Origin of the sequence: Chengkuizengella sediminis (assembly GCF_010078385.1) — a bacterium.
Lineage (GTDB): Bacteria > Bacillota > Bacilli > Paenibacillales > KCTC-33759 > Chengkuizengella > Chengkuizengella sediminis.
The window spans coordinates 440,073-452,495 of sequence record NZ_SIJC01000003.1; the positions used below are offsets into that span (position 1 = coordinate 440,073).

The 12,423-nt window shown below is 32.3% G+C and carries 12 protein-coding genes; 3 read left to right on the forward strand and 9 right to left on the reverse strand.

The window, feature by feature from the left end:
- Positions 1-71: 71 nt before the first annotated feature.
- Positions 72-500 carry a hut operon transcriptional regulator HutP gene (gene hutP / locus EPK97_RS09190; protein WP_162036316.1) on the forward strand — a complete coding sequence of 143 codons (429 nt, stop codon included), beginning with the start codon at positions 72-74 and terminating at the stop codon, positions 498-500.
- Positions 501-755: 255 nt separating this feature from the next.
- Positions 756-2,306 carry a histidine ammonia-lyase gene (hutH, locus tag EPK97_RS09195; RefSeq protein WP_205690244.1) on the forward strand — a complete coding sequence of 517 codons (1,551 nt, stop codon included), beginning with the start codon at positions 756-758 and terminating at the stop codon, positions 2,304-2,306.
- 467 nt (positions 2,307-2,773) lie between these two features.
- Here hutH and EPK97_RS09200 read toward each other — a convergent pair whose 3' ends face one another.
- The 6 genes from EPK97_RS09200 to EPK97_RS09225 form a co-directional block, all read right to left on the reverse strand.
- On the reverse strand, positions 2,774-3,607 hold the full coding sequence (locus EPK97_RS09200; RefSeq protein WP_162036317.1) for a CAP domain-containing protein: 834 nt from the start codon (positions 3,605-3,607) through the stop codon (positions 2,774-2,776).
- Between the two features lie 599 nt (positions 3,608-4,206).
- On the reverse strand, positions 4,207-5,016 hold the full coding sequence (locus EPK97_RS09205) for a hypothetical protein (RefSeq protein WP_162036318.1): 810 nt from the start codon (positions 5,014-5,016) through the stop codon (positions 4,207-4,209).
- A 352-nt stretch (positions 5,017-5,368) separates the two neighbouring features.
- Complete coding sequence (locus EPK97_RS09210) at positions 5,369-6,388, reverse strand: hypothetical protein (RefSeq protein WP_162036319.1); 1,020 nt, start codon at positions 6,386-6,388, stop codon at positions 5,369-5,371.
- A gap of 296 nt (positions 6,389-6,684) precedes the next feature.
- Positions 6,685-7,854: an anti-sigma factor gene (locus tag EPK97_RS09215; protein ID WP_162036320.1), complete on the reverse strand. Its 1,170-nt coding sequence runs from the start codon at positions 7,852-7,854 to the stop codon at positions 6,685-6,687.
- Positions 7,854-8,357, reverse strand: a complete 504-nt coding sequence (locus EPK97_RS09220; protein ID WP_338075674.1) for a sigma-70 family RNA polymerase sigma factor — start codon at positions 8,355-8,357, stop codon at positions 7,854-7,856. The genes EPK97_RS09215 and EPK97_RS09220 overlap by 1 nt, the downstream gene beginning before the upstream one ends.
- Before the next feature lie 446 nt (positions 8,358-8,803).
- Positions 8,804-9,859, reverse strand: a complete 1,056-nt coding sequence (locus EPK97_RS09225; protein WP_162036322.1) for a M14 family zinc carboxypeptidase — start codon at positions 9,857-9,859, stop codon at positions 8,804-8,806.
- 197 nt (positions 9,860-10,056) lie between these two features.
- On the opposite strand from EPK97_RS09225, the gene EPK97_RS09230 reads away from it, so the two are divergent.
- Positions 10,057-10,335 carry an isochorismatase family protein gene (locus tag EPK97_RS09230; protein ID WP_338075681.1) on the forward strand — a complete coding sequence of 93 codons (279 nt, stop codon included), beginning with the start codon at positions 10,057-10,059 and terminating at the stop codon, positions 10,333-10,335.
- A 9-nt stretch (positions 10,336-10,344) separates the two neighbouring features.
- Here the strand turns inward: EPK97_RS09230 and EPK97_RS09235 are convergent, their stop codons facing one another.
- The 3 genes from EPK97_RS09235 to EPK97_RS09245 all read right to left on the reverse strand — a co-directional run bounded on the left by EPK97_RS09235 (position 10,345) and on the right by EPK97_RS09245 (position 12,298).
- Entirely contained in the window at positions 10,345-10,899 is a 555-nt protein-coding gene (locus EPK97_RS09235) for a hypothetical protein (protein ID WP_162036323.1), read from the reverse strand.
- 195 nt (positions 10,900-11,094) lie between these two features.
- Positions 11,095-11,670: a TetR/AcrR family transcriptional regulator gene (locus tag EPK97_RS09240; protein WP_162036324.1), complete on the reverse strand. Its 576-nt coding sequence runs from the start codon at positions 11,668-11,670 to the stop codon at positions 11,095-11,097.
- A 46-nt stretch (positions 11,671-11,716) separates the two neighbouring features.
- Positions 11,717-12,298, reverse strand: coding sequence for a TetR/AcrR family transcriptional regulator (locus EPK97_RS09245; RefSeq protein ID WP_162036325.1), 582 nt, complete (start codon positions 12,296-12,298; stop codon positions 11,717-11,719).
- Between the last annotated feature and the right edge of the window lie 125 nt (positions 12,299-12,423).

Below are 12,423 nucleotides of genomic sequence, written 5' to 3' on the forward strand. Positions count from 1 at the left end.
AACCAAACTCATACAATGATAGTAGTGAATAGTCATTAGAGAAAAACTAAAAAACTGAAAGTTGCGATAAGATGTCTTTACAATCAGACCATCGAATTGGTAAGCATGCTATGCTCCTGCTGCTCTCAGAGGATAAGTGCAACATGCCTGATTCTTGGAAAAGCTGCACAGGTAAAGTAGGAACAATGGATTCCCAAAAAATTGTTGCAGCTATTGAAACCGCCGCGAAAAGCAATGGCATTATAGATGGTGATATTTATCGAGAAACGCATGCTCTATACCATGCTATTATTGAAGCTTTACATGGGATCACCCGAGGTCAATTATCAATCGGATCAGTGCTCAGAACTGTAGGTTTACGTTTTTCCATTGTGAGAGGAAATCCTTATGAGAAACAGCAAGAGGGAGAATGGATTGCTGTAGCATTATATGGTACTATAGGTGCTCCAATTAAGGGACTTGAGCATGAAACGATAGGGTTAGGAATTAACCACGTCTAATTTACCCACAAAAGTGAAGCAAAACTTTGAAAAATAATTCCTATTACTTTTGCGGGGCCCAAAACCTAGTAAGAAACCAAAAAAGCGAACATTATTAAAATAAAATAGTTTGCCCATAGATGAGAACAGTAATTAGGGGGCTATATTTTTGAAATCAACTTGATTTCATGATATAGTCCTCTTTTTATTTTCCTTTACTTGAGTAAAGCGAAATAAACCATCCAGAAACCTAAAATATACGAGGAGGAGAACGATTTGATTACATTAACGGGAAATTCATTAACAATTGAAGAAATGAAAAAGGTTTTATATACAAACGAAAAAGTAATGGCTTCAGATAAAAGTATGAAAAAGGTTAAAGAAAGTCGAAAAGCAGTAGAAAAAATCGTGAATGAAGAAAGAGTTGTATACGGAATTACTACTGGATTTGGCAAATTTAGTGATGTCCTCATTCAAAAGGAGGATGTTGAAAAATTACAGCTAAATTTAATTCGTTCTCACGCATGCGGAGTAGGAGAACCTTTCCCAGAACAAGTGAGTAGAATGATGACCCTATTACGTGCAAACGCCTTGCTTAAAGGATTTTCTGGAGTTCGTCCAGTTGTCATCGATAGATTAATACAACTTGTTAATGCACAAATTCATCCTGTTATTCCTCAGCAAGGTTCATTGGGAGCAAGTGGCGACTTGGCCCCACTTTCACACCTTGCTCTAGTATTAGTTGGAGAAGGTGAGGTTTTTTATAAAGGAAAACAAATGGAAGCCTCAAGTGCATTAGTCCAAGAAAATATAAACCCTATTATATTGTCAGCAAAAGAAGGTTTAGCACTTATAAACGGCACACAAGCCATGACTGCCATGGGCATACTTGCCTATACAGAAGCTGAGGATTTAGCTTTACAAGCTGACCAAATCGCCTCATTAACTTTTGAAGCATTACAGGGTGTCATTGATGCCATGGATGAAGATATACATTTAGCACGTGGTTATAACGAACAAGTTGAAGTAGCAAAACGTATTAGAAAATACCTTGAGGGTAGTCAACTAGTTACTAAACAAGGTGAGTTACGTGTACAAGATGCTTACTCACTTCGATGCATTCCACAGGTTCATGGTGCAACTTGGCAGACTTTAAACTATGTAAAAGAAAAACTTGAGATTGAAATGAATGCAGTAACTGATAATCCACTTATTTTTGATGATGGAGAAAAAGTTCTATCAGGCGGTAATTTCCACGGACAACCGATTGCATTTGCCATGGACTTCTTAGGGATTGCTATGGCTGAAATTGCAAACATTTCAGAACGACGAATTGAACGATTAGTCAATCCACAATTAAATGATCTGCCTCCATTTTTAAGCCCTGAACCTGGATTGCAATCTGGAGCGATGATCATGCAATATTGTGCAGCATCTCTTGTATCTGAAAACAAAACACTTGCACATCCGGCTAGTGTGGATTCTATTCCATCTTCAGCAAACCAAGAAGATCATGTTAGTATGGGAACCATTGGATCAAGACATGCATACCAAATTATTCAGAATGTAAGAAAAGTCATTGCTATCGAAGTTATTTGTGCTATGCAGGCTTGTGAATTAAGAGGAAAAGAAAAAATGGCCAAAAGTACACGATCTATTTTAGAAGAAGGTAGAAAAATTACTCCTCCAATAGTTCAAGACAGAGCATTTTCAAAAGATATTGAAGATGTGGCTAAGTGGTTAGCTAATGATATGAATACTATAATGAACCACAATGACAATAATTCGAACTCTAAATTAAAAATAAATGCACTAAACTTATCCTAGATAGTATTTAAATCAAATTTAGAACCTTCCAACAAAATTTTTTATTTTATTCCTCATAGGGCTGTTCATACAGCCCTTAAATCTATTCAGTATTGAACCCCCTCTAACCTTCCTTCACTCGGTGAAAGTAGAAACTTCCTAGAAGATACCGTCTAAAATTTTGTACATTAATGAGCTATACTCCTTGTTTGTTATATAGAATGTAACTTTTTTGTAACCCTTTATATATGTATAAAATGTATAATTTTTTATATACTGAAAATGATTACTCAGTTAAAAAGTTAAAATATTCTTTAGGAAATTTGAAATTTAAGAATATAAAATTATGGAATGGGAAATTATATTTTTGTAAGGAAAAGTTAAAAGGCCACCTTTCGGTGACCTATTTCACATCATGAGTCCGACTTCTATCCTTCGAAAAATCAGGCCCATGCTGTGATCATGCAATTACTATTTGTAATTACTTCTTATTTACCAATAAACATTTGAGTCCAATAATTACCTTGTTCTACATAACCAACACCGATATGAGTGTAGCTAGAATTTAAAATGTTTTTACGATGACCGTCACTATTCATCCAAGCATTCACTACTTCTTCTGGTGTTTTTTGACCATAAGCAATGTTTTCACCAGCAGATGTGTACGATACTCCAAAGTTTTTCATCATATCAAATGGTGAACCATAAGTTGGGCTTGTATGATCAAAGTATCTATTAGATTGCATGTCGGCAGACTTAATACGTGCAACTTCACTTAACTGCTCGTCTACTTTCAACGGAGATAATCCATATTTAGCACGCTCTGCATTTGTTAAATCTACTACTTCTTGTTCATATGCATTTAACTTAGAAGTTTCTTTTTTGGTAGGTTCTTTTTCAGTAGTTCCTTCATTGTTGCTAGGTGGTGGTGTTGGTTGTGATTGAGTTGGTTGTGATTGAGCTGGTTGCGCTTGAGTTGGTTGTGATTGAGCTGGTTGCGCTTGAGTTGGTTGTGATTGAGCTGGTTGCGCTGGTGTTGTATTGTTTGGTTTAGAAACAACTTGTGGCGTTTTTGCAACCTCAGTGTACTTCACTGGCTCGATTTGCTCTATCAATTTAATGATATCTTCTATTTTATACTGACTACCTGCTTGGATCAGTATACTCTCTATCATTTTATTGATATCACTTTGATTGAACTGATAATAATCCACCTTATAAGTTTTAACTTGGATCTGACTAGCATCTGCAGAATTGATTCCTAATGAAGAAACAAATAGTGCTGTAGCAGCTGCAATAGATAGAAACATTCCTTTTTTCATGATGATAAATTCCTCCTGGTTTTGGTTTGTTTTTTTCTCTTGCACCTATACTATAACATAGGTTTTTGGGGATTCTGGAGGAGGAATCTTCCATCATTAAAATTAGTCAGATATACTATCACCTATATATTCTTAGCAAACGTTAATATATCAATGGTTAGCAAGATATTAAATTATTAACTAATGCAAGCGATTTCCAACCATAATCATATAATATATGAAACTATTGGTAGAAAATCATGGTTGACATAATTAAATATAAAGAAGATCTTAATTTTTTTTTAATATTTTATTAAAGTTATTTTAATGTTATTTTAATATTTTGAAAGAGATAACGATAGAAAAATGAGGATACACTATGAATTCATTTTTAAAATAAAAAAACCTAATTTTTCAAATTTTTTAAAAATTATTTATAAAGACGCAATATTGAAGATTGCTAATAAATTAACTAAATGACATATCTCTTTATCTCTGCCGTTAATATTTGAATATAACAAATTATTGTTGGGAGTATAAACTGGGAATGTTTCTAAAATTTGTTTACACTTTTTCTTTATCATCAGTAGAAATACAGATTGTAACTTGATTAAGATATACTATTTACTTATCCACCATTTAACTTCCTTTATTAACCAGTTAGGATCAAAAGCTAAATCCTTGCTTTCTTCCACCAATCTCATCGTTTCATCATACTTCATCACTTCTTCTTTTATTGCTTGAAATGATTTCCCTTGTGTGTTGATTCCAAATTGTTCTGCTCTATAAACAATGAGATCTTGATCTTCACTATATATTGGATAGTTAAGTGCTTCTTCCCATACTTCTAGAAAAGTCTTTCCTGTTGTATCAATATTATGTTGATGTATTTCTTTATATAAATCTTCCCATGGATCGATATAAATGACTGAATAATACTTTTTAGTCGCTTCGATCAGCTCATTTTTTTCTCCCGTTGGATTATCTATAACAAATAACATTTCAATTAAATGTGCTAATGAATATTTCTTATAAATTTTTACAGCAACTTCTACGGATCGGTTTGTTTTTTCATCAGTTAAAATAAGCCCCCCCTCGTTTGAATCACTAAATAAAATATGATTAACTATAGGATGACCGAATGTAAAATCCTTATACTGTATTTGATTGAAATCAGCTTGAGATTCTGCTTTCTTAATAAAACCTTGATTATTGGACACATTGGAATCTAATACGATATTACTATTCGTTACGCTGTTATGTTGTTGATTCTGAATGGTGTAGTTTACATTGTTTGTAGTAAGTTTGGGTTTGGTCAGCTCTATTGCAAAAATACGTTCCAAATCTCCAGTTATTTTTTTAATAAAGATACCCCCTACTATCAAAACTGCTGAAACCAATATGATCTGTATGAATTTATTGCTTTTCATCAATTTGAGACTCCTTTTTATTTTTCGTCTTTTACTATTTAGAAACCACAACATTTACTTTTGTGACATTAAGCAAAAATTAATCATTGCTTAGAAGCAAGCTCTATTTATAAAAACCAAAAACCGGTTAAAATAGTTTTAAATCCGTTTAATTTTGTTAAGATATGTTGAACTACTTACAAGTATAAAGATCAAAATTAAATAGTTTATAAAACAAAACTAAAGAAATTCTTAAGAAAGTAAAGAAACTGAAGAAAAAAAATGCATTTTTTCTCCAGTTTCATGGTAGCTATTTTATTTTCGCTTGTTTCATTTCTTCAAAAATGGTGTTCCAATGAACCTGTCGATCTCATTACACACTTTCGTTATAAAGTTCCCCTTCTGTTTTTCCTGTTTCCTCCATATGTTTCTTTTTATAATAATCCTGTACCATATCAAATACTTCATCACTAGTTTTTCCTTCAATGTCCAACCCTAATTCTTTTGCTGTTTCCATGTTATTGCTTATAGTTCCAATTTTCCCAATGGAATGACCAAAAGTATCTACACCTAATTCTTTTGCTCTAGATAATGTTTTTTCCCAACCTGTCCACCGATAATCAAAAAATTGCTTTATAATTTCAAATTCAGCTTTCCATACACTGAGACTCCCAGTTTCACTAAGTGGTATACTTATACTTGGATTTTCGTATATTTCATAAACCATGGTTTTAATATCTTCATCTGATAAATCTGTTAAATCGATTCCAACACTTTGATATACTTCAGGATCGAGTTGATAGGATAATTTCAATTGTTCTATACCTTCTTTAATTGAATTTTGAATAAACACTTCTCTTTCTTGGTCTACCTTAACTTTTATTTCTTCATCAGTCAGGTCTGAGATATCTATTCCCATGATTTCTGCATCATATTTTATTAAATTCATCTGTTCCACCGCTCTAACTTCTTCTATAATCTCACTGTCTGTTTTACCTTCTGGATCCACTCCAGCTAAGTATGCGTCAATTTTTAAGATTCCAATATCAGAATCTGTGACATTAAGAGTAAGCCCTCCTTGATATTGTTTTCTAATGTCTGAATACTGATTAAAAGATAACTCATCTCCATTGGCATCATAGATCAATCCATCTTTAAATTGGATAATGATATTTCCCCCAATGTCATGAATCACTTTGTTGTCTACATCAAAAACTAATCCATATTCTTTATAAGTATCTAGTGGGACATTGACCTTTTTTACTTGTTCTTGTACTGTCATTCCTGCTTCTGGTGGTTGAATGGTGTTATTTGAAGTATTTGCATAAGAGAACGCTCCCCCTACAATTAATGCTGATAATGCTGTTACTGCTACGATTTTTTTACCTTTCATATCTTCTTTCTCTCCTTTTGTTTTTTGTTTTTTGTTTGTTCACTGTATAGAAACCGATCGCTAGATTTTTGTGACACTATATGAAATACTTTTGAAAAAAATCTAGTTCAATTTATCTTTGAAAAGGAAAAATAACGATATTAGTAAGACAACCATATCATAACTTATTCTATTATGAATGATAAATGGTAATATGAGTGAAAAATGACTAGGGTTTAAACTCCCTAGTCATTTCAAAAAATAATGTTATCGTTATTTTTAATATTTGTTTGATTATACCCATACTTTTAAAATCATTATGGGTGCTTTGTTTGATTAACTAAATCTGAGATTTCAGATATAATCATCCCATCTATATCAAGACCTAGTTCTTTTGATTCAGTTAAGATTCTATCAGCTTGTAAAACATCGTTACCAAAAAACTGTACTGCTACCGATCGGGCTGGTGTAGTCACCTTAATATTAGTTTTTAAATCATCTTTATTGTAGTATGGAATGTCTATACTCCCATTAACAAGGAATTCATACATTTCTATTTTTATTTCTTCATCCGTTTTATTTGTTAAATCTATCCCTATATTGTGATAAATTTCAGGATCAAGTTGGTAAGCTTTCTTCAAGTTTTGAATCCCATTTTCAATAGCTTCATTCACAGTGCGTTCTAATTTCTCACTAAAATCTTTCCTTAACTCTGACTCGGTCTCTCCTTCTAACTCCATACCAATGCTCTCCGCTTCAAAATTAATCAATGAAACCATTCTGTCTTCTTCAACAGCTTTACGAATCTCTGCTTCAGATTTACCTTTGATATCTATCCCTCTGATCAGCGCATCGTCATATAATGTAAAGTCATCCTCATTGTATGGAATATTCATACCACCATAGCTTGCAATGATTCGTTTATATTCTTCTACACTAATTGGATTATCTTTTGCATCGTATATTTGACCCGCTTCAAAATAAACGATAAGATTACCTGCTACATCCCGTATCACTTTTGACTCCGTATCATACTCAAGGGTGTAATTGAATATGTTCTCTTGTACATATGAGAAAAAGGCTTTTGCTCCTGAATTGATTTGAGGAATAGCTAACATGCTTGCAGCAATAACAATGAAAGAAGCAGCCACTACCCATTTTTTATAAAAAGCGGTTGATTTTCTTTCCCTTTTCGCAACATAGTTTTCTACATGAACAATGTTCTCCTGTTTTGATATTTGTGATTGTTCAGCTAATTTCTCTTCAAAACGATTCCATGCCGCATCAATTTCTTCTTCTTCAAATTTAATTTGAGATGTATTCTTCTCTATGTTTTCCTCCATCCATTCATTAAAAGTATGCAATTCATCTAACTCACGTTTACATCTCTCACAAGTGTTTAAATGTTGTTCAAACTCTTCACTTTGTTCCCCATTTAATTCGTTGTCTAAATAGGACTGTAAAAATTGCTCGTTGCAACATTCCATCATTCTCCCCCCCTTTTTTGCTCATATAAATCACTAAATTTATTTCTTGCTCTTGAGAGAAGCTTCCCTATAGAAGTCTGAGTAATACCTAGCGTATGAGCAACCTCTTTGTAGCTAAAACCAGAGTATTTCATTAATAATAAATTTCGTTCTCGATCATCCATCGTTTCAAGAATAGCTTGTACATTGGATACTTCATCCTTATGCAGAAATTGATCTTCTGAGGAAGCGATCGTTTCCTGTATACTCGTTGATTCTTTTTTGATTCGTTCCGACTCTCTCTTCTCCGAGCGAATATGATTGTATGATGCATAGGCTGCTGATTTTCTTAACCATGCAGGTATATTCTCTATTTCATTCCAATTGGTGTTATATAATTGCATAAACACATCCTGAGCAAGGTCTTCAGCGATGGCTCGATCACTTAAAATTTGATTAATTTTATTTACAACCAGAGAATAGTTGGCTTTAAATATTTGCTTAAACTGTTGTTCCGTTGTCACTTTTTCCACCTTTTCTTTAGTTGAATTATAAATCAATAAGTAATGATTCCTTTCAATAAAGGATATCCTCCACTATAACTATTTACTCAGTCATCATAAAGAAACCGTCATAGAAAGATTTGTGACAATAAATTAAAGAGAAACTATTTCCAATAAATCTGTCTAAATGTCTATTTTCGCCCGAAAAGCAGCAAGTACCTATACAAATAAACAACCAAGAACAACGTTATAAACCTAAAAGAGATCATAAAATCATACTGAATAACAAATTTAAGGGTTGTATGCATGTAAAAGTAAAAAAGTGCTAAGATAAAATGATATTTCTATAAAATAATTAAAGCGGGGACTATTACAGTCACCGCTTTATCATAATATAAACATCCTATTTTTTTAATACCAAGAACTCCTATCAGTGACCATTTAAAGCTGTCATCGAAGCCTCTCCATTAATGCTCATCCTCATACTCTTCCCCTTTAGAACCACTCAAAGGAAGCGTATCCCAAAAAGAAGTATCCACGGTTTCGATGGAATCATCTACAAATGATTCAAGTACCGCTTTCATTGCCGTCACACCTTGTTGAATGAGATACCCATTACTTTTTTGACCTAAAACATATGGTTCATAATAGTGATCTGCCATCCCTCTCATTTCAAATAGTAGTGTCGCAATCCCATATTCCAAAGCAAGACCGTTACGACTGATCGTTGGTGCGGTTCCTCCACGATACTTAGATAATAAACCATATCCTTTTGCATCAACCGCATTATACACTATTGCTCCTAATTGTTTGGAACGTTCTCTCACTTCAGAATCCACACCTTCATTCGTAGGGTATAAAATCGATCCAGAAACATATTCATCTGTATCTCCTAGTGTCGTTTGTGTACCTTGATGATGGAAATCAATCATATAGTCTGGTTCATACTTTTGAATCACATTTTCATGAAGTGCTTTAGTCTCTAGTTGATTTCGATTTACATGATCTCTATTTAAGTCAAATCCATCTGCGTTATAACGTGTATGTGTTCCTGATACGTAATCCTCTAATGAAAAATTCACATCTCCTTCTGCACCATCCACATTTAAGCGAGGTGCAATTAAAATATTTACATTTTCTAAAATAGTTTTTACTTCTTTACTGTTATTTGTTAAATATTTAATGACTTCAAGTGCTGATTCTGTTGTAAGTGCTTCATTTCCATGCTGTTGTGTGAGGAATAAAACTGTAGGATTCTCCTCATTCTCTCCAAATTTAGCTAAATATAAATCCCTCCCTTTTATCGATTGACCGTATACTTCAAGGATCATCTCATCAGACCTTTTTTCCACTTTTTCAAGGAAATCTACCATTTCATCATAAGAGTGAAGACGTTCATTTTGGATTGTTTCATTTCCATTATAGTTAGGACCCTCTCCTACTGCTTGTGCTAATTGACCTGTTCCAAAAAATGAACCTATTAATACTAAACATAACATCAAAATCATACTATTCTTTTTCATAACAATCCCTCCTAAAATATGAACTCTATTGTTTGCCAAATCTAGTTGGAATAATTAACCTAATTCTATGGAGGTAGATCACTTTCCTTTTAATTTATTGCAATTCTACTAAAATTTATTATATTTATTGTTTTTATTAGTATATGGAATTAGATATTTGATGGGGTTAAGAAAAATGTATATTAAGCCCTCATAAAATTTATGGTCCTGAATCGAATGATTTAGTTTTACAGTTAAGAAAACATGGCATATCAAAAGTAATATTAGCAGGAATGTCAGCCAATCTATGTATTGAGTCACATTTACGTGAGCTGCTTGAAAATGGATTTGAGGTAGCTGTCATTTACGATGCTACAGCTGGGGCTAGTATAGATGGGTTAAATGGTTACGAAGCGGCTTTGGTTAATTTTAAAATGATAGCAAATGCTGTGTGGAGTACTGATGAAGTTGTTGGACAAATAAAAAAGATAAAATAATCAGATCGTTTATTTAGTTTGTTTATTCATGAGTAGGACCGATAAATATAGTATGACAAATGAAAAGAATAATAATGTAGTTATGCTTTTTCCAATTGTAAAAAAGCTTGAACTTTTGATTGTAAATGCATTCACATCTGGATACTTAAGTAACATATAAGCAACGAACACATTTTCTAAATAGTCGAAAACCGCAGCAATGAGTGGAATAATTAGAGCTCTACTCATTTTTTTATGATTTTGGGTCATGCGTGCTATTAAAAAAGCACCCGATAATCCAAGTAAACCTGGGAAGATTAAATCTAAAGGTATTTGTTGTAGCAAATAAACATATCTTCCTTCTTCACCTAATCCTTCTAATAATCTCATGGCGTAGTCTACATCATAACCAATGAGCTTAAGATCAAATATTTCCATTCCATCTGCCATTTTAGAAACTTTAGGAATTGTGACCTTAAGCATGAAAAAATAAATAACCATTGATGCTGTGAGTAGTATAATCACTTTTGACCATGATGCATGTTTTATAAACCAATGGAACATGCTTACGTTTTTTTTATTCACACTTAGATCCCCCTTTTTATTAACTTATGAAACCTTTAGTTCATTATTATGACAAATAAAAATTACCAATGTAATTAAAAAACCGAAATCTCCATTATAATAGGATTTCGGTAATCGTTGTTCATTTGAAATAAGAATCAATAATTTTTCTATAAGGATAGGGTGAAGTTTCAAAACGCTTTTAATCTTTTTTCATCAGACCTTTAAACCTCTTACAAGAACTTTAACCATCGTATTAATATATTCATCCCAGTTTACCTCATGAAATTTGACTTCCCCAAACTTTTCAAGAAAAAGGAATGCTCCTTCCAAAGTTGAAAAAAATATTAATATATGTGATTTGATATCTACATCATCAATTTTTCCCATATTTTTCATATTCATAAAATAAAGATAAAGTTCTTCTTGAACTCTATTTCTTTCCTCTATAGGAAGAAAAGTGTTTTTATCTAACTCTACATTGTATAAAAACTTCTTGTAAATATAATGATCTTCATTAAAATTCAAAATTATTTTTGCAAGATTGTATAGGTCTGTCTCTAAATCAAAAGCAACCTCATTTTTTAAATAATGAAAGATAAGAGGTTCTAGTACTGGAAAATCATCAAGTATGTTCTTAAGAATTTTATCTTTTGAGCCAAAATGACGATATATGGTTAACTCATTCACATCAATTTTATCGGCAATCATTTTTACTGTTGTGACTTTATAACCATGTTCTGCAAATAGTTCCAGACTTGCTTTGAGTATTTTCTCTTTCGTATCGCTCATTTCATCACTCCTAAAATCTTGCTATGACCACTTTTAAAAAGACGGTTCATCTAACCTCTAAACCTCTTACGAACAAATTGACCCATGATTCAATATACAAGTCCCAATTTATATCATGAATTTCAGAATGCCCAAATTTATCTATAAGAAGAAATGCTCCTTCCACAGTGGAATAAAGCAATAAATTTAAAGAATCTATATCTAAAGATATTACTTTCCCCATCGTTTCCATTTGCTTAAAGTAATGATGAAGTTCTTCCTTTACCCTGTTTCTATCATTTTTATTCATATAGCTTTTTTCTTTTAAATCTAAATTATTAATTAATAACTTCAAAAAGATATAGTTATTTTGACTTATTTCTATGATTAATTTTGCAAAATTGCGCAAATCTGTCTCTAAATCATAAACGACTTGATTTATGAAAAAATCAACAAGATGGGGCTCAAATCTTGGAATAGCATAAATTATTTCTTCAATAATTTTTTCTTTAGATCCAAAATGACGATATATGGTCAGTTCATTCACATCTATTTTTTTAGCAATCATTTTTACTGTTGTCACTTTATGCCCATACTCTGAAAATAGTTCAAGACTTGCTTGAATTATCTTTTCTTTTGTACTGCTCATTTTATCTCTCCTAATATTATCCTTAATCATCATTATAAACCTAATAAAGAGAACAATAAAGAGCCTAGTCAATGCTTTTTACCAGACCCTTTTTACTATGATTGAATTTTCAATTCAAATTAAAT